At 70.4% G+C, this 17674-nt stretch carries 16 protein-coding genes; 13 read left to right on the top strand and 3 right to left on the bottom strand.

Going from position 1 to position 17674, the window contains the following annotated elements:
• Positions 1-32: 32 nt before the first annotated feature.
• Both AB0L91_RS13455 and AB0L91_RS13450 read right to left on the bottom strand, forming a co-directional pair.
• Positions 33-1643 carry a GMC oxidoreductase gene (locus AB0L91_RS13455; protein WP_365009774.1) on the bottom strand — a complete coding sequence of 537 codons (1611 nt, stop codon included), beginning with the start codon at positions 1641-1643 and terminating at the stop codon, positions 33-35.
• 127 nt (positions 1644-1770) lie between these two features.
• The gene (locus AB0L91_RS13450) at positions 1771-2541 is read right to left on the bottom strand and encodes a sulfite exporter TauE/SafE family protein (protein WP_355280959.1); all 771 of its coding nucleotides are present in this window, start codon (positions 2539-2541) and stop codon (positions 1771-1773) included.
• A 273-nt stretch (positions 2542-2814) separates the two neighbouring features.
• Here AB0L91_RS13450 and leuA point away from each other — a divergent pair, with 273 nt between their 5' ends.
• The 3 genes from leuA (at position 2815) to AB0L91_RS13435 (ending at position 7401) form a co-directional block, all read left to right on the top strand.
• Positions 2815-4614 carry a 2-isopropylmalate synthase gene (leuA, locus tag AB0L91_RS13445; RefSeq protein ID WP_355280961.1) on the top strand — a complete coding sequence of 600 codons (1800 nt, stop codon included), beginning with the start codon at positions 2815-2817 and terminating at the stop codon, positions 4612-4614.
• 349 nt (positions 4615-4963) lie between these two features.
• The gene (locus AB0L91_RS13440; RefSeq protein ID WP_365009770.1) at positions 4964-6589 is read left to right on the top strand and encodes a MinD/ParA family protein; all 1626 of its coding nucleotides are present in this window, start codon (positions 4964-4966) and stop codon (positions 6587-6589) included.
• Positions 6590-6615: 26 nt separating this feature from the next.
• Positions 6616-7401 (top strand): DUF6585 family protein, encoded by a 786-nt coding sequence (locus tag AB0L91_RS13435; protein ID WP_365009767.1) that lies wholly within the window; start codon positions 6616-6618, stop codon positions 7399-7401.
• Here the strand turns inward: AB0L91_RS13435 and AB0L91_RS13430 are convergent.
• Positions 7388-8287 (bottom strand): LysR family transcriptional regulator, encoded by a 900-nt coding sequence (locus AB0L91_RS13430; RefSeq protein ID WP_357345964.1) that lies wholly within the window; start codon positions 8285-8287, stop codon positions 7388-7390. The two genes, AB0L91_RS13435 and AB0L91_RS13430, sit on opposite strands and share 14 nt — an antisense overlap.
• Positions 8288-8358: 71 nt before the next feature.
• Between AB0L91_RS13430 and AB0L91_RS13425 the strand changes: the two genes are divergently transcribed.
• The 10 genes from AB0L91_RS13425 to AB0L91_RS13380 all read left to right on the top strand — a co-directional run bounded on the left by AB0L91_RS13425 (position 8359) and on the right by AB0L91_RS13380 (position 17672).
• Positions 8359-9288: an EamA family transporter gene (locus AB0L91_RS13425; RefSeq protein ID WP_365009764.1), complete on the top strand. Its 930-nt coding sequence runs from the start codon at positions 8359-8361 to the stop codon at positions 9286-9288.
• A 189-nt stretch (positions 9289-9477) separates the two neighbouring features.
• Positions 9478-11229, top strand: coding sequence for an FAD-dependent oxidoreductase (locus tag AB0L91_RS13420; RefSeq protein WP_365009762.1), 1752 nt, complete (start codon positions 9478-9480; stop codon positions 11227-11229).
• Positions 11230-11333: 104 nt separating this feature from the next.
• Positions 11334-11951, top strand: a complete 618-nt coding sequence (locus tag AB0L91_RS13415; RefSeq protein WP_365009759.1) for a hypothetical protein — start codon at positions 11334-11336, stop codon at positions 11949-11951.
• Positions 11952-12008: 57 nt separating this feature from the next.
• Complete coding sequence (locus AB0L91_RS13410; RefSeq protein WP_357345957.1) at positions 12009-13244, top strand: MurT ligase domain-containing protein; 1236 nt, start codon at positions 12009-12011, stop codon at positions 13242-13244.
• Positions 13241-13957, top strand: coding sequence for a glutamine amidotransferase (locus tag AB0L91_RS13405; protein WP_357345955.1), 717 nt, complete (start codon positions 13241-13243; stop codon positions 13955-13957). The genes AB0L91_RS13410 and AB0L91_RS13405 overlap by 4 nt, the downstream gene beginning before the upstream one ends.
• Positions 13958-13996: 39 nt before the next feature.
• Complete coding sequence (locus AB0L91_RS13400; RefSeq protein WP_365009756.1) at positions 13997-14464, top strand: hypothetical protein; 468 nt, start codon at positions 13997-13999, stop codon at positions 14462-14464.
• Entirely contained in the window at positions 14461-14820 is a 360-nt protein-coding gene (locus AB0L91_RS13395; protein ID WP_365009754.1) for a hypothetical protein, read from the top strand. The genes AB0L91_RS13400 and AB0L91_RS13395 overlap by 4 nt, the downstream gene beginning before the upstream one ends.
• 235 nt (positions 14821-15055) lie before the next feature.
• Positions 15056-15841, top strand: a complete 786-nt coding sequence (locus AB0L91_RS13390; protein ID WP_365011290.1) for an ABC transporter permease subunit — start codon at positions 15056-15058, stop codon at positions 15839-15841.
• Positions 15838-16899: an ABC transporter substrate-binding protein gene (locus AB0L91_RS13385; protein WP_365009752.1), complete on the top strand. Its 1062-nt coding sequence runs from the start codon at positions 15838-15840 to the stop codon at positions 16897-16899. The genes AB0L91_RS13390 and AB0L91_RS13385 overlap by 4 nt, the downstream gene beginning before the upstream one ends.
• Entirely contained in the window at positions 16896-17672 is a 777-nt protein-coding gene (locus AB0L91_RS13380; RefSeq protein ID WP_365009750.1) for an ABC transporter ATP-binding protein, read from the top strand. Before AB0L91_RS13385 ends, AB0L91_RS13380 begins: the two co-directional genes overlap by 4 nt.
• Positions 17673-17674 lie beyond the last annotated feature (2 nt).

Raw genomic sequence — 17674 nt, 5'->3', positions numbered from 1 at the left:
GGTCACATTGCGCGCGACCGTCCGCGCGAGTGTCAGCGACCGGCGCCGATGACGGCCGCGATATTGCGTTCGGCCAGCGCGGTGATCGTGAGCGAGGGGTTGACCGTGGCGGTGCTGCCGGGGATCGCCGCGCCGTCCATCACGTAGAGGCCGGGGTGGCCGTGCACGCGGCCGAACGCGTCGGTCGCCTTGCCGAGCACCGCGCCGCCCAGCGGATGCGCGGTGAACTGGGCGTTCGCGTCGTAGCCGAGCGCGCCGTATTCGGCGACCGCGCCCGCGCGTTCGGCGATCCGGTGATCGACCGCGCGTGCCGCGTCGACGACGGCGTTCTGCGCGCCCGCCGACCAGCTCAGCCCGACACCGCCGCCGTGGTAGCCGAAGCGGGCCCTGGTCGAGTCGAGCACCATGCCCAGCGAGGCGAGCGCGCCGGTCTCGAACGGAATGCCGGGGATGTACCAGTTCTCCAGCGTCAGCGGGACGCCGGACGCGTCGAAGATGCGGCTCGCGCTCGGCACGCCCTGCCCCTGGCCCGCCACCGCGCTCGCGCCGCGGGCCAGCACCACGTCACCGTTGGTGCCCCAGCCGTCGCCGATGTGCTCGTTGAGGTTGGGCAGCGCGCCGGTGGCCTGGGCCCGGACCAGCAGTTCGGAGGTGCCGACGGAACCGGCGCCGAGGAACAGCTTGTCGCAGGTCAGCGTGCGGGTGCCGAGGTGCTGACCGGTCGGGGCCAGTTTCGTCACGGTGACCACGAACTTGCCGCTCGCCTCCTGGGCGATGGCGTCGACGCGGTGGCCCGGGTACACCTGCGACCTGCCGGTCTCCCTGGCGTAGCGCAGGTAGTTCTGGTTCAGGTCGAACTTGGCGCCGTTGGAATTGCCCAGGTTGGAGCGGGCGGCGGTGGCCGAGGCGCGGGAGTTGCCCGCCAGCTCGCCGCGCAGCACGTCCCAGGTGAAGATCGAGTCGTTGGCCACCGGCTGATAGCCCGCGGCGCGGACCTGGTCGTCCCAGGCGCGCGAGTGCGCGAACGGCGCGGACTGGTAGATGTCGGCGGGCATCGGGTCCAGCCGCAGCATCTCGCGCACCCGCGGGTAGTAGACGCGCTCGAGCTCGCCGTAGTCGACGACGCCGCCGAAGACGTGGTCGAACAGCTTGCGCTCGGGCGCCACCATCGCGCCGGTGAAGATCACCGAGCCGCCGCCCACCGCGGCCGCGCGCCACACGTCGATCCCCGGATACTCGGTGACATCGAGGACGCCGCCGAACTTGCCGAAGCTCATCGGCACCTTGGTGACGCCGGTGAAGCTGGTGCGGTGCCAGAAGCCGCGGCCGTCGGGCAGGTCGTCGCCGGTGAAGATCTCCCGCCACGGGTCGTTGGGCCAGCGCGAACCGCGCTCGAGCACGGTGTTGGCGATCCCGGCCTCGGCCAGCCGCAGTGCGGTGACGGCGGCGCCGAAGCCGGATCCGATGACGATGGCCTCGGTGTGCGCCGGCGCGTCGGGGATGGGCTCGAAGATCTCCGGTACCCAGGTACGGAACATCGCCTCGCGCGGATCGGCCGCGGCGGCCGTGGTCGTCAGCGTCGTCCCCACGGCACCGGCGATCGTCGCCAGTCCCGCCGCCTTGAAGAAGGCACGTCTGTGCACCAGGCCACCTCCCTCATCACGCATGGCCGAGCGCAGGATACCCCGTGTGAAACGCCAATGGTGTTCAACCGAGGGGCCTTTGGTGGTAGTCACAACCGCCGGGCGGGCCGCATGACGCGGCCCCCGCTCACCCGGACGTCAGCAGCCGGATCACCGCGATGGTTCCGACGACGACGATCACCGCGCGCAGGACGTTCGGCGAGAGCCTGCGGCCCACCTTCGCGCCCAGCTGCCCGCCGATGATCGAACCGACCGCGATCAGCGCGACGGCCTGCCAGTTCACCTCGGCGATCAGGATGAAGATCACCGCCGACACCGCGTTGACGATCAGCGCCAGCACGTTCTTCACCGCGTTGAGCCGCTGGATGTCCTCGTGCACGAACACCCCGAGCAGGCCGAGCAGCAGCACGCCCTGGGCGGCGCCGAAGTAGCCGCCGTAGATGCCGGTGCCGAATACCGCGACCAGCAGGATCGGGCCGCCGTGCGCGGGGGTGGCCGCGTCACCGTCGGCCCTGCGCCGCTTCACCCAGGCCGCCAGCCGGGGCTGCACCACCACCAGGATCAGCGCGGCGATGATCAGCACCGGGACGATCGCCTTGAACGCCTCCGCGGGCATGACGAGCAGCAGGATCGCGCCGGTGATGCCACCGAGCAGCGAGGCGGTGCCCAGCTGCAGCAGTCGCGACCGCTGTCCTTCCAGTTCGCGCCGGTAGCCGATCACCCCGCTGACCGAGCCGGGGACCAGACCGATCGTGTTCGACACGTTCGCCGTCACCGGCGGCAAACCGAAGGCAAGCAGGGTGGGGAAGGTGATGAGCGTGCCGGAGCCGACGATCGTGTTGATGCCGCCCGCGGCGATGCCCGCCGCGAGCACGGCCACTTGCTGTAACCAGGTCATCCGAGTTCCTTTGTGACGTCTCGTCGGACGCGATGGTCCGTACAAGCGTGCGATTCGCTGAAAACCGTACCGCTCGCGAACTACCGGCCGGTTTCCCCAGGCCGCTTACCAGCGGGGCAGGGCACGCGGTAAGCTCGAAGGATCATGCAGCGGGCACTTCTTCTCGGCCGCCGCGACGGGTTCTGATACGGACCGGCTCCCGTCGCGGGGTTCCAACGCGCCGGTCGACCCGCTCCCACCAGGGAATCCACTCACATCCACGGAGAAACTTGCATGTCCTCGGCTGACGCATTCGTATCCGCTTCGCGCACCATCACGGCCCCCGGCAAACCCGCACCGGCCGACCAGCCCGCCTGGAACCACCAGAAGAACTCGTCGATGCCGTCGTTCCGGTACCGGCCCTTCGCCGAAGAGGTCGAGCCCATCTCGGTGCCCGACCGCACCTGGCCCGACAAGATCATCGATCGCGCCCCCGCGTGGTGCGCCGTCGACCTGCGGGACGGCAACCAGGCGCTCATCGACCCGATGAGCCCGGCCCGCAAGCGCCGCATGTTCGACCTGCTCGTCCGGATGGGCTACAAGGAGATCGAGGTCGGCTTCCCGGCCGCCAGCCAGACCGATTTCGACTTCGTCCGCGAGATCATCGAGGACGGCGCGATCCCCGCCGACGTCACCATCCAGGTGCTGACCCAGTGCCGCCCCGAGCTGATCGAGCGCACCTTCGAGGCCTGCAACGGCGCGCCGAACGTCATCGTGCACTTCTACAACTCCACCTCGATCCTGCAGCGTCGCGTGGTCTTCCGCGCCGAGCGCGACGCGGTGAAGAAGATCGCCACCGACGCCGCCACCCTGTGCCTGGAGATCGAGCAGCGCTACCCCGACACCGAGTGGCGCTACGAGTACAGCCCGGAGTCCTACACCGGCACCGAGCTGGACTACGCCCGTGAGGTCTGCGACGCGGTCTCGGCGATCATCGCGCCGACCCCGGCCAAGCCGCTGATCATCAACCTGCCCGCGACCGTCGAGATGGCCACCCCGAACGTGTACGCCGACTCGATCGAGTGGATGCACCGCAACCTGGCCCGCCGCGATTCGATCGTGCTGTCGCTGCACCCGCACAACGACCGCGGCACCGCCGTCGCGGCCGCCGAGCTGGGCTACCAGGCCGGCGCCGACCGCATCGAGGGCTGCCTGTTCGGCAACGGCGAGCGCACCGGCAACGTCTGCCTGGTGACGCTGGGCATGAACATGTTCTCCCGCGGCATCGACCCGCAGATCAACTTCTCCGACATCGACGAGGTTCGTCGCACGGTGGAGTACTGCAACCAGCTGGCCGTGGCCGAGCGCCACCCGTACGGCGGCGACCTGGTCTACACCGCCTTCTCCGGCAGCCACCAGGACGCCATCAACAAGGGCCTGGACGCGATGAAGGCCACCGCCGACGCGCAGAACGCCGACGTCGCCGACATCACCTGGGAGGTCCCGTACCTGCCGATCGACCCGAAGGACGTCGGCCGCACCTACGAGGCCGTCATCCGGGTGAACTCGCAGTCCGGCAAGGGCGGCGTCGCCTACATCATGAAGACCGATCACGGCCTGGTGCTGCCGCGCCGGCTGCAGATCGAGTTCTCGCAGGCGATCCAGGCGATCACCGACGGTGAGGGCGGCGAGGTGACGCCCAAGGAGATGTGGGACGTCTTCGCCACCGAGTACCTGAACCCGATCCTGCCGCTGGAGCGGATGCGCCAGAAGGTGACCGCGTCGGAGACCGACGGCGGCGTCGACACCATCGTCGCCACGGTCAAGGTCGACGGCGTCGAGCAGGAGATCACCGGGTCCGGCAACGGCCCGCTGGCCGCGTTCGTCGACGCGATCGCCACCGTCGGCTTCGACGTGCGGGTGCTCGACTACAGCGAGCACGCCATGTCCGCCGGTGACGACGCGCAGGCCGCCGCCTACGTCGAGGTCGCGATCGGCGACAAGGTCGTGTGGGGCGTCGGCATCGCCACCTCGATCACCACCGCGTCGCTGCGAGCCGTCGTCTCGGCGGTCAACCGCGCCGCCGCGCGCTAGTTCGACACCGCGAAGGCCGGGTCCGCGACACGCGGGCCCGGCCTTCGCCGGTTGTGCACAGGGTCGAAAGGGCTGTGGACAACTCGGGCCCGACCGGTCGGCTTCGGTGCGGATCTACCGGTTGAGCTGCGCGCATGCCGGGCCGGAGCGGTTCTCCGGGCGGCCGCCCCCGGCGCGCGGAAATTAGCACCGTGCTAGCGTTTTGGTGCACATTCAGCGCCGAGCTTCCTGCTCGTTCATCGGGCAAAGTGGGGGAACTGTGACCAACAACGACCATAATCCGACGTCTCCGCCCTGGCTGCAGAGTCCGTCGGCTGAGACGGCCGACGCTGCGTCCGGATCCGCCGGGGTGCAGACGGCCACCGACGACGACCTCGAGCCGACGGCCGCCACCACCGAGCAGGCCGACGACGCCGCCGAGCCGCAGCCCGCCGAGGCCGCCGCGGCCGAGCCGCACGCCGGGCTCGCCGAGCAGACGGTGTTCCAGCCCGGCGGCTTCGTGCCGGGCCCGTTCGCGCCGAACCAGTATCCGGGCGCGCCCGATCCGTACCAGAGCGGTGGCGCGCATCCCGTCGTGAACGGTCCCGAGCAGCAGCCGTGGCCGGGCCAGCCCGTGCCGGGCACCGAACAGCCGTGGCCCGGTCAGCCGGTGCCCGGCGCCGAGCAGCCGTGGCCCGGTCCGCAGGCCACCGGTGAGCAGCCGTACCCCGGCGCTCCCGGGCCGTATCCGGGCGCGCCCGAGCAGCCGCAGTTCCCCGGGCAGGAGCAGCAGCCGCCGCAGGGCCAGCAGTCCGAACCCATCTACAGCTGGGCGCCCCCGCCGCCGCCGATGTACCAGCCGCCGATGCCGGGTGGCATGCCGCCCGGTCAGGTGCCCGGCCAGCCGGGCCCGCTCGGCCCGCCGCCCGGACAGCCGCAGTGGCAGGGCGGACCGGCGCAGCAGCATCAGCCGTTCCAGCCGCAGCACGTGCCCGCCCCCGGTCAGCCGGGCCATTCGGTCAACGACCTGAACCTGCTCAAGCGGGCCCGCAAGGCGCCGCGCAGCGGATGGCGCCGCGCTGTGCACAAGGCCTCCGGCGGCATGATCAATCCGGGTGAGTCGGCGGCCGACGTCGTCCATCGCGATCTCGCCGAGCGGGTCAACCAGCCGGTCCGCGGCGACTACCGGATCGCGATCCTCTCGCTCAAGGGTGGCGTCGGCAAGACCACCACCACGGTCGGTCTCGGTTCCACCTTCGCCTCGCAGCGCGGTGACCGCGTCATCGCGATCGACGCCAACCCCGACCTGGGCACCCTCGCCCACCGGGTGCCGCGCCAGACCCGCTCGACGGTGCGCAACCTGCTCGAAGACCAGAACATCACCCGCTACTCGGACGTCCGCGCGCACACCTCGCAGGCCCCGAGCCGGCTGGAAGTGCTCGCCTCCGAGCAGGACCCGGCCGTGTCGGAGGCCTTCAGCGAGGCCGATTACCGCAAGGCGATCGGCATCCTGCAGTCGTTCTACAACATCATCCTGACCGACTGCGGCACCGGTCTGATGCACTCGGCGATGTCGGGCGTGCTCGACATGGCGAGCTCGCTGGTGCTGGTCACCTCACCCGCGATCGACGGTGCGCGCAGCGCGTCGGCGACGCTGGACTGGCTCGACCACCACGGCTACAGCAAGCTCGTCGAGCGGACCGTCGTCGTCGTGAACGCCTCGCGCCGCGGCGCGTCGACGGTCGACCTGGACCAGCTGCGCAAGCTGTTCCTCGACCGCACTCGCGCCGTGCAGATCGTGCCGTTCGACGATCACCTGGCCGAGGGCGCCGAGATCGACCTCGAGCTGGTCAGCAAGCCGACCAGGCGGGCGCTGCTCGAACTGGCCGCCATGGTCGCCGACGACTTCGGCTACCACGGGCAGCAGCAGGGCCAGCAGTTCCCGCCGCCGGGGCAGTCCTACCAGGGCCAGCAGTACCAGCCGGGGCAGTACTGACGTAACCGAATCAACCGGGGGGGAACGTGTCCGAGGTCGATGCCGCGCGCCATATCGCGGGTGTGGCGGCCGGAGCCGGGCTGGGTCAGCACCGGGCGGCGTACGCACCGACGGTGATGGCGTGGAGCCGGATTCGCGTGCTCGGCGTCGTGGCGGGTGTCGCGCTCGCGGTCACCGCCCTGGCCTTCGTCATCGAGCAGGCCGGGATCGCCTGGATCACCGGGCTGACCGCGCTCGGCGCCGTCTTCGCGTTCGTCCTGAGCACGGCGCAGGCGTGGTGGCACGAGCGGGAGACCGCGGGTAACCGGCTCGCCGTCTACGACCACGGCCTGGTCGCGGTGCTGGGCGGGCACATCAGTGTCGCGCGGTTCGACTCGACGACGGTGCTGCGGAAGCTCGCCCGCACGCGTGCCGACGGCGGGCCGATCAGCACCGTCGCCACCTACACGCTGACCGATCTCGCCGGTCGGCACTTCGTACTCGACAGCTCGTTCGCCGACGCCGAGCAGTGGGGCGACTGGATCCAGCGGGCCGTCACCGCGGCTCAGCTGCCGCGGGCGCTCGCCGCCGTCCACGCCGGACACCGCCTCGACTTCGGCGACATCTGGCTGACCGGCACCGAGATCGGCACGCGCACCAAGAGCGTGCCGTGGCACCAGGTCCAGGGCCTGCGGACGGACTCCGGCTGTGCCGAGATCGCCGTCGAGGGCAGGTGGTTCGAGCTGAACTCGACCGCGATCGCCGACCTCCCCAACGTCATGGTCCTGCGCGCGCTGGTCGAGCGGCTGTGCGCGCCGGTCAGCGCGCGCTGACGTCGCGGGCCGCGGCCTCGAAGGCGTCGAGCACCGCGGCGATGGCGGGGCGCCGATGCGCCTGCGGCCGGGTGAGCAGTTCGTACACCCGCGCCGCGCGCACCCCGGCCAGCCGCAGCACCGACAGCCCGGGATGCGCGACCGCGAAGCGCGGCATCAGCGCGACACCGTAACCCGAGGCCACCAGCGTTTCGATCACCCGGAACTCGTTGAGCCGCTGCGCGATCCGCGGCCGCACCCCGGTGATGGTGGCGATCGATTCGAGCACGTCGTCGACGGGGAATCCGCCGCGCACGCTCACCCACACCTCGTCGGCCAGCTCCTCCGGGCGGACCGCGGGCCTGCCCGCCAGCGGGTGCGTCGCCGCGACGACGACATCGATCGGTTCCCGCATCAGCACCCGCGCCGAGAGCCGGGGACCGGCGGGCGATGGCGCGCGTTCGTCGCGATGGGTCAGCACGATGTCGTAGTCGGCCAGCAGCTTGGGCGCCTCCGACGGCGGCAGGTCCTCGTCGCCCGCGACGAGCTGTACGCCGCTGCCGGACAGCGCGGTGAGCACCGGCGGCAGCAGCAGCGCGGCGCCGGACGGGAACGACGCCACCCTGACCTGCCCGCGCGGCGAGCCGCGGTAGTGCGCCATCTCGGCGGTCGCCCGCTCCATCGCGGCGAGCACGTCATCGGCCCGCAGCACCAGCGCCTGCCCGGCGTCGGTGAGCCGCACCCGGCGCCCGTCCGGCTCGAGCAACGCGACGCCGGCTTCCCTGGCGAGCACCTTCAGTTGCTGGGAGACCGCCGACGGCGTCATCGACAGCGCCTCGGCCACGGCGGCGACCGTGCCGCGATCGGCCAGCTCGCGCAGAATCCGCAGTCGGTCGATGGAAAACATGAAGCAAATCTACTTTATTGATCCACTTTTATTCGATTGTCCTGATGCTTCGCCAACCGCACGATTAGGGCGTGACCACCCGCGACCGCCTGCTCGGACTGACCGTCGTCGTGCTCTGGGGCCTGAACTTCCTGGCCATCCGGATCGGCCTCGACCACTTCCCGCCGTTCTTCTTCGCCGCGCTGCGGTTCGCCGTGATCGCGATCCCCGTGCTCGCCTTCATTCCGCGTCCCGCCGTGCGCACCCGCTGGCTGCTGCTCTACGGCACCGGCTTCGGCATCCTGCAATTCGCCTTCCTGTTCACCGCGATGCGCACCGGCATGCCCACCGGACTCGCCTCGCTGGTGCTCCAGTCGTCCGCGCCGTTCACGGTGGTGCTCGGCGCCGTCCTGCTGCGCGAGCGGCTGCGGCCGGTGCAGGTCGCGGGTCTGGCGGTCGCCGTGCTCGGCATGGTCGTCATCGGCGCCGATCGGCTGGCCAGTGCCACGCTGCTCCCGGTCCTGCTGACACTGGCAGGCGGTCTCGGCTGGGCGTTCGGCAATATCGGCGCGCGCCAGGCGGGCGCCGACTCCCCCGGCTTCGATCCGCTGCATCTGACGCTGTGGATGTCGGTGATCCCGCCGCTCCCGCTGCTGGCGCTGTCGATGGCTGTCGAGGGGCCTGACACCGGTTTCCGCGCGCTCGGCGCTGCACTCTCCTCGACCGCCGGACTCCCCGCGCTGGCCGCGCTCGCCTATATCGCCGTTCTCGCGACGGTGTGCGGATCGGGCCTGTGGACGTATCTGATGAGCCGCTATCCGGCGGGCACGGTGGCGCCGTTGTCGCTGCTCGTGCCGGTCGTCGGGATCGCCGCGGCCTGGGTGGCCCTGGGCGAGCGGCCGTCGGTGGCCGCGCTCGTCGGCGGCGTGATCGTGATCGCCGGGGCCTTCGCCGCGACGACCACCCGGCAGCCGCGCCCGCAACCGGACCCGGTGCCCGACCGCGGCCTGGTGCAGGTCTAACGTCCAATTCAGCGCACAATCGCGAAGGCTCTGGCTAGCATGTGACCGATCGCGCGATGCGTTTTCCGCGCGACCGGTCGGTTTCGAGCTCGGGCGAACGACGTGCAGGTCGCAACAGCCAGGTCTTCGCCGCGCTCTAGAGTGGTAGCAAATCGCAGGCAATACTCGAGCAAGGCAGCTGAACAGCATATGGCGCAACGGTGGCCCGTCTCGCGGAGGACTTTTCTCCGCGGCACAGTCGCAGCTGGGGTGGTATCGGCAGGAGCCGTGGCGGGCGCGCCGGGTGTCGCGCTCGGCGCGCCTCCCGGCCGCCGGGTCGCGGTCCTCGGCGGCGGCGTCGCCGGGCTGACGGCCGCCCACGAGCTGGCCGAACGCGGTTTCGAGGTGACCGTCTACGAGGCCAGGGCCTTCGGCGGCAAGGCGCGCAGCGTGCCGGTCCCCGGCACCGGCCGCGACGGCAGGCCCGATCTGCCCGGTGAGCACGGCTTCCGCTTCTTCCCGGGCTTCTATCAGAACCTGCCCGACACCATGCGCCGGATTCCGGTCGCGGGCAATGCCGACGGCGTGTGGAGCAACCTGCTCACCGTGCCGGAGGCCAGGTTCTCCCGTCGCGACACCGACGACATCCTGCTCGCCCTGCCCGACGGCTTCACCAACCCGAACACCCATCCGGACGCGATCAGGGAGACCCTGGCCGCCACCCTGTCGACGATGACGAAGATGCCGCCCGCGGAGGTCGGCTACTTCGCCAACCGGCTGCTGGTGTTCAACAGCAGTTGCGAGGCCCGCCGCTTCGGCCAGTGGGAACACACCTCCTGGTATGACTTCGTGCACGGGCACGAGCGCTCACACGAATTCCGCGCGATCGTGTCCCGCTCGCTCACCAGCATCATGGTCGCGGCCAAGGAGAATCTGGCCAGCACCCGCACCATCGGCAGCATGGGCGAGCAGTTCCTCGGCAATCCGCTCGGCCTCGGCAACGACGGCGGCCTGGACCGGGTGCTGAACAACGCCACCAATATCGCCTGGATCGACCCGTGGGTGCAGCACCTGCGCGGACTCGGCGTGCGCTTCGAACTCGGCGCGCGCGTCGAGGAACTCGTGGTGCGCGACAGGCGCATCGGCGCCGCGCGGATCACCGACGCCACCGGCGCCCGCACCGTCGAGGCGGACTATTTCGTCACCGCGCTGCCGGTCGAACAGGCGCGCAAACTCTGGTCGCCGCAGGTGCTCGAACTCGCGCCGGAACTGGCCGCGACCGATCGCCTGTTCGTCGACTGGATGAACGGCATCCAGATCTATTTCCGTTCCCCACTGCACATTTCGCGCGGGCACACGGCGTTCGTCGATTCCCCGTGGTCGCTCACCTCGATCAGCCAGAACCAGCTGTGGACGCACAAGCTGAATTCGTTCGGCGACGGCTCGGTGGCCGACTGTCTCTCGGTCGACATCTCCGATTGGAATACGCCGGGCATGCTGTACGGCAAGCCCGCCGTGGAATGCACGCACGAGGAGATCTTCCGCGAGGTCTGGGCCCAGCTCGCCGCGCACCTCAACGACCGCGAACAACTGCTCCGCCCGGCCGACGTCCATTCCTGGTTTCTCGATCCTGGGATCACCTGGCAGGGCAGCCGGAACGCGAATGCCGATCCGTTGCTCATCAATACCGCGGGCTCGTGGGACGCGCGGCCGGAGGCGCACGGATCGATCGAGAATCTGTTCCTGGCAGGCGATTACGTGCGCACCGATGTCGACCTGGCGACGATGGAGGGCGCCAACGAATCGGCGCGCGCCGCGGTCAACGCACTGCTCGACGTCGCCGGCTCATCGGCCCAGCGCTGCCGCACTTTCCGGCTGCGCCGCACGCCCGAACTCGAGCCGCTGCGGGTGATCGACGCCGATCGCTACGCTCGGGGATTACCCAATATGTTCGACGAATGATTGTGAACTGTTGGAACGACCAGAACGCGCGTTGCGTCTGGGTCGGGTTCAGCCGACAATAACGACCGTCTGTTCGAATCTCGGTGTTAGCGGGGGGATTTCTGGTGAATCTGCGCGTGCTCGGCTCGATCGCGATAGCGGCGGCGGTGGTGTCCGGGTGCGGTCCGGTCGGCCCGCCCGAGATCGAATTCGGCGCGGCGGCCCCGGCCGCCGTGCCCATCACGGTGACGCTGCCCGCCACCGTCGACAATTGGCCCGACGCCTGCGCCGTTCTCACCGACGCCGAGATCACCGCGATCCTGCCGCAGGCCACCAACCTGAAACGCGCGCCGCAGACCGTGCAGCTGCTCGACGAATCGGTGCGCAATATCGCCCAGGGCGGGTGTCAGTTCACCTTCGACCTGCCGGATCTGCCCGCGTCCTCGGGCAACGCCAAGATCACCGTCATGTTCTCCTCGGTCGGCGAGGAATCCGCCGTCGCCGCCTACTACGCCGATATGAAGCGCTTCACCGGTGACCCGGTGGCTCCGGAGTGGGGCGCCACCGAATGCACCTACGGCAAGATCATCGAATCCACCGTGGCCTGTCATCGGGGGAATTTCGCGTTCGCGGTCAGCGGCGACTCCTCGGTCGGCGGCCTGGACAGCCCCGCCCATTTCCAGATCTGGCGCGACGAGGTCACCGCCGAGATCGTGCGAACCCTCGTCGCACGGATGGGCTGACGTACCTCACACCGCTCCCGCACGCGGCCCGCGACCGCGCGCACATAGACTCGCGGCGTGGCAGACATCTCGGTGCGTGGGCGCCTGGCTTTGCGAGCGGCGGCGGCAGCGTCGTGGGCTTCGCAGAAGGCGGGTCGCGGCAAGGGTTCGATGATCGGCGGCCTGATCGCGCTGAAGATCGATCCGACGATCATGACGCAGCTCGGTCGCGGCAGGCGGACGGTGCTGATCACCGGCACCAACGGCAAGTCGACCACCACCAGGATGACCACCGCCGCGCTCGGCACCCTCGGCCAGGTCGCCACCCAGGCCGACGGCGCCAATATGGACGCGGGCATCGTCGCCGCGCTGAGCGTGCACCAGGGGGTGCCGCTGGCCGCGATCGAGGTCGACGAGCTGCATCTGCCGCACGTCAGCGACGCGCTCGACCCGGCCGCCGTCGTGCTGCTGAACCTGAGCCGCGACCAGCTCGACCGGGTCGGCGAGATCAACATGATCGAGCGCAAGCTGCGCGCCGGACTGGCCCGGCATCCCGGCACCGTCGTCATCGCCAACTGCGACGACGTGCTGGTGGCCTCCATCGCCTACGACCACCCCAACGTGGTGTGGGTATCGGCGGGCAGCGGCTGGGCCGTCGACGCGACGAGTTGTCCGCGCAGCGGCGAGCCGATCGTCTGGGAGGGCGAGAACTGGCGCTCGACCGGCGCCGATTTCCATCGTCCGCAACCGGATTGGTGGCTCGAGGGCGACGACCTGTGCGGCCCCGACGGTTTCCGCGCTCCGCTGCACCTGGCGCTGCCCGGCCGCGCGAACCGCGGCAACGCGGCGCAGGCCGTCGCCGCGGCGGTCGCGATGGGCGCCGAGCCGGCCAAGGCGACCGACGCGACCGGCACCGTGCGCGAGATCGCAGGCCGCTACCGCACCGTCACCGTCGGCGAGCACGACGCGCGACTGCTGCTCGCCAAGAACCCGGCGGGCTGGCAGGAGGCGCTGTCGATGATCGAGCCGACCTCGGCCGGTCTGGTGATCGCGGTGAACGGGCAGGTGCCCGACGGTGAGGATCTGTCCTGGCTCTGGGACGTGCGGTTCGAGCACTTCGAAGGCGTGCAGGTGGTGGCCGCCGGCGAGCGCGCCACCGACCTGGCCGTGCGCCTGACCTACGCGGGCGTCGAGCACACCCTGATCCCCGATCCGCTGCGCGCCATCGCCTCCTGCCCGGCCGGGCACGTCGAGGTGCTGGCCAACTACACCGCGTTCCGCGATCTGAACCGTGACCTGGAGGCGCGCGCATGAGTGAGTCGACCATTCGCATCGGCCTCGTCCTGCCCGACGTGATGGGCACCTACGGCGACGGCGGCAACGCGCTGGTGCTGCGCCAGCGACTGCGCATGCGCGGCTACGACGCTGAGATCATCGACATCACGCTGGCCGACCCGGTGCCGGACTCGTTCGACATCTACACCCTCGGCGGCGCCGAGGACTCGGCCCAGCGCCTGGCCACCCGGCACCTGCGGCAGTACCCCGGCCTCCAGCAGGCCGCCGCCAAGGGCGCCCCGGTGCTCGCGATCTGCGCCGCCATCCAGGTGCTCGGCAACTGGTACGAGACCTCGGCTGGCGAGAAGGTCGACGGCGTCAGCCTGTTCGACGTCACCACCTCCCCGCAGGAAACCCGCGCCATCGGCGAGGTGACCACCACCCCCGTCCTCGACGGCCTGTCCGCCCCGCTGACCGGCTTCGAGAACCATCGCGGCGGCACCCTCCTCGGCCCCGACGCCGCCCCGCTCGCCAAGGTCACCCGCGGTGTCGGCAACGGCGTCGGCGACGGCACCGAAGGCGTCGTCCAGGGTTCGGTCATCGGCACCTACCTGCACGGCCCCGCCCTGGCCCGCAACCCCGAACTCGCCGACCTCCTCATCGCCCGAGCCCTCGGCATCTCCCCCACCGACCTCGCCCCCCTCGACCTCCCCGAGGTCGACCGCCTCCGCCGCGAACGCCTCCGCGCCTGATCACGGGGTTATCTGAACTAGTTCTGATAATCTGGGCGCATGAGCGCGACAGCCACCTGGTCCGAGTTCCTGCGTGACCCGAACCGGATCATCGAGGAGATGGAGGCGAACGGGGACGTGATCCTCGTCCGGCGCTCGGCTCCGCCGGTCCGGCTGTCGAGCGCCGATGCCGAGGCAGCGGCGTCCGACGCGCTCGGCGTCCTGATGCAGTTGCTGACTGTCGCCATGGACGACGAGGTGCTGGAACGCATGGTGGCGCGCCTGGCTGTCGTCTTCCCCTGGCTGGAACTACTACCCGAGCCCGCTCGGATCGAATTCGTCGGCGAGTTCCTCGCCATCGCGCGCGGTGGGATCTCGGTCGGCCGGGTGGACCGGCTCGGCACCACTCTCGAATCGTGGAAGGAAACGGCGCGCGCGTACGCCGACCCGGCGCTCAACGTCGACGGTTCCGACCTGCACTACCTGGACGCCCCTGAAGCAGTACCTGCTCCAGGGGCCGAGGAGTGAGCCGCCGCTCGGAGGTACCGCGGCCACTCAAACGGGCCGAGTTCGAGATCGTCTTCATCACCAGCCAGGCGCAGAAGGGCTGGACCGACTGCCTGGCAGCGGCGCGCAACGCCATCGTCGATGCCTGGGACCAGCTCACACGCGAGCCCGATACCGTCTCGGCCCGGCTCTATCCGCTCAAGGCCGACCTCCGCTACGGCCAGTACCAGGGCCGCACTTTCGAGCGGTTCCAGTACAAGTTCACCGACGGCGGGCGGCTCTGGTACTTCGTCGACCACGCGCCCAAGGGCAGCCGCACGGCGGGTCGGGTACTGCTCGAGCGCTGCATGCCCGGCCATCCGAAGGAAACCGACTGAGCGCTGGGCCAGGCGACCTACCCGACTTCGGCTCAGCTCGACTTTTACCCTCCCGGAGCCGCTACCTGCGCCGATAGCGTCAGACCCCGCATGTGTCGCCGAATCCACCGCCGACACCCCGGTGCGAGGAGTCGGCGTGACCGAAGTGGCGGAGGCGACGGAGGAGCGGGCGGTCGGGTCCGCGCCCGCGCCGTCGGCCGGATCGCGTCCGCGTCGCGGGCGGGGGCGGCGGGCGCTGGCGGCCGTGGTCGCGGTCGGCCTCGTGCTGACGGGGTGGACCGTGGTGACGACGGCGGGGCTGGTTGATCCGCTGTATCTGCCGTCGCCGCGGGCGGTGTGGGACGCGTTCGTGCGGGCCAATACCCGGCATCGGATCGCCGACGGGGTGGATCGGGTCGTCATCGGGGAGCAGGGATATTTCCTCTGGGAGCATCTGCTGGCGAGTCTGCAGCGGATCGCGGTCGGGGTCGGTGCGGCGATTCTGGTCGGGCCGCCGGTGGGGTTCGTGATGGGGATGGTCGCGCCCGTGCGCTGGGTGGCCGAACCGGTGCTGAACTTCCTGCGCGCGCTGCCGCCGCTGGGCTACATCGGTCTGCTGATCGTGTGGTTCGGCATCGGTGACACCTCCAAGATCTGGCTGCTGTTCCTGGCCGCGTTCCCGCCGATCGTCATCGCCACCCTCGACGGCGTGCTCGGCGTGAAGCGGGACTACCTGAACGCCGCGCGCTCACTCGGCGCCGGCCGCGCCCAGGTGGTCGCGCTCGTCGTGCTGCCCGCGACGCTGCCAACGGTCATCAGCGGCATCCGCATCGCGACCGCGTTCGCCTGGACCACGGTCGTCGCCGCCGAACTCAACAACGGCATCCCCGGCATCGGCGGCCTCGCGTATATCGCCGGCACGCAACTGAATACGCCCCTCACCATCGCCTGCATCATCGTGATCGGCGTGGCGGCCATGCTGCTCGACGCGGCGATCGTCTTCATCGGCACCAAGGCTGTCCCCTGGAAAGGCAAAGTATGAAATCCGCACTGCGCGGGGTCGTCGCGACCTCGGTCGCGCTGTCCGCTGTCGTCGCCGTCACCGCGGGCTGCGTGGAATCCGGTCGCGCGGACACGAGTTCGGCCGCGGCGAGCTGCCCGTTCGCCGCCGACACCGGTGTCACCAGCACGGTCCGGCTCGGGTTCCAGGCGATCCCCAATGCCGATCTGCTGGTGAAGGACCGGAATCTGCTGCAGGCGTGCCTGCCGAACGCGAAGATCACCTGGAGCCAGTTCGCCTCCGGCGCCGACGTGGTGCAGGCCTTCGGCGCGGGCAGTCTCGACATCGGCACGCTGGGCTCCAGCCCGGCGACGAAGGCGCTGTCGGCACCGCTGAACCTGCCGGTGCAGGTGGTGTGGATCCACGATGTCATCGGCACGTCGGAATCGCTGGTGGTGAAGGACAAGTCGATCACGGCGCCGGCCGGGCTGCGCGGCAAGAAGGTGGCGACGCCGTTCGGCAGCACCTCGCACTACAGCCTGCTCGCCGCGCTCGACAAGGCCGGACTCACCGGCCAGGTGGAGCTGATCAACCTGCAGCCCGACGCGATTCCCGGTGCGTGGCAGGGCAATCAGATCGACGCGGCCTGGGTGTGGGACCCGACCCTGTCCAAGCTGACGGCGGCGGGCGGCACCGTGCTCACCAGCAGCGCCGAAACCGCCGCCGCGGGCGCGCCGACCTATGACGTGGCGCTCGCGAGCCGTGCGTTCCTGGCCGACAACGCCGCCTTCGCCAAGACCTGGGCGAAGGTGCAGGACTATGCGGTGGGCCAGCTGAGGACCCAGCCCGCCGAGGCCGCCGTTTCCCTCGGCGCGCAGCTGGGTATCGCGCCCGACCAGGTCGTTCCCCAGCTGGCGGGCTATCAGTACCTGCCCGCCGCAGAGCAGGCCGGACCGCGCTACCTGGGCGGCGGCTTCGGCGACGATCTCACCGGCACCGCGCGATTCCTGCTGAGCCAGGGCGGCATCGCCGCGGTCGGCAGCGAGCAGCAGTACCGCGACGGCATCTCGGCGACGGCCGCGGCGGGCGCGTCCTCGTGACCGCCGAACGGGTGACGCTGACCGGGGTGAGCAAGCGCTACCCCGGTCCCGATGGTGACGTCGAGGTGCTCGCGCCCACCGACCTCACCATCGAGCCCGGCGAATTCGTCTGTGTCGTCGGCCCGTCCGGCTGCGGCAAATCGACGCTGCTGAACATCCTGGCCGGCTTCCTCCCGCCCAGCGGGGGCGAGGTCAGGGTCGGCGGCCGGGTGGTCGACGGCCCCGACCCCGATCGCGGGGTGGTGTTCCAGCAGGCCACGCTGTACCCCTGGCTGTCGGTGCGCCGCAACGTCGAGTTCGGCCCGAAAGTCCGTGGCGTGGACCGGAAGACGCGCCGCGCGCAGGCCGATCGGCTGCTCGAGCTGGTCGGCCTGGAACAGCTCGCCGAGCGCAAGCCCTACGAGTTGTCGGGTGGTCAGCAGCAGCGCGCCCAGATCGCGCGGGTGCTGGTGAACGATCCGGGCATCGTGCTGATGGACGAGCCGTTCGGCGCCCTCGACGCGCTCACCAGGGAACGTCTGCAACGCGAGTTGCGCACCCTCTGGCGTGACCGCCGCAAGACCGTCCTGTTCGTCACCCACGGCATCGAGGAGGCCGTGCTGCTCGGCACCCGCGTCCTGGTGATGGGCGCGGGTCCCGGCCGCGTGGTCCACGACGTGACACCCACCTTCAAGGACGACGTCGGCCCCGACTTCGCCGATATCCGCGCGCACCCGGAATTCGGCGCCCTCCGTGACGAACTCGCCCGCCACATCTACGCGGCGCACGCCTGAGC

The sequence above is a fragment of the Nocardia sp. NPDC051833 genome (assembly GCF_040681225.1).
GTDB lineage: Bacteria > Actinomycetota > Actinomycetes > Mycobacteriales > Mycobacteriaceae > Nocardia.
Note: the sequence above shows the minus strand (reverse complement) of the source record. Positions and strands in the feature narration are given on the sequence as shown.

Bases quoted from the DNA above. Each gene is read 5' to 3' on its own strand.
- AB0L91_RS13405 (WP_357345955.1), top strand. From the start codon at position 13,241: ATGAGTGAGTCGACCATTCGCATCGGCCTCGTCCTGCCCGACGTGATG.
- AB0L91_RS13400 (WP_365009756.1), top strand. From the start codon at position 13,997: ATGAGCGCGACAGCCACCTGGTCCGAGTTCCTGCGTGACCCGAACCGG.
- AB0L91_RS13420 (WP_365009762.1), top strand. From the start codon at position 9,478: ATGGCGCAACGGTGGCCCGTCTCGCGGAGGACTTTTCTCCGCGGCACA.
- AB0L91_RS13450 (WP_355280959.1), bottom strand. From the start codon at position 2,541: ATGACCTGGTTACAGCAAGTGGCCGTGCTCGCGGCGGGCATCGCCGCG.
- AB0L91_RS13430 (WP_357345964.1), bottom strand. From the start codon at position 8,287: ATGTTTTCCATCGACCGACTGCGGATTCTGCGCGAGCTGGCCGATCGC.
- leuA (WP_355280961.1), top strand. From the start codon at position 2,815: ATGTCCTCGGCTGACGCATTCGTATCCGCTTCGCGCACCATCACGGCC.
- AB0L91_RS13385 (WP_365009752.1), top strand. From the start codon at position 15,838: ATGAAATCCGCACTGCGCGGGGTCGTCGCGACCTCGGTCGCGCTGTCC.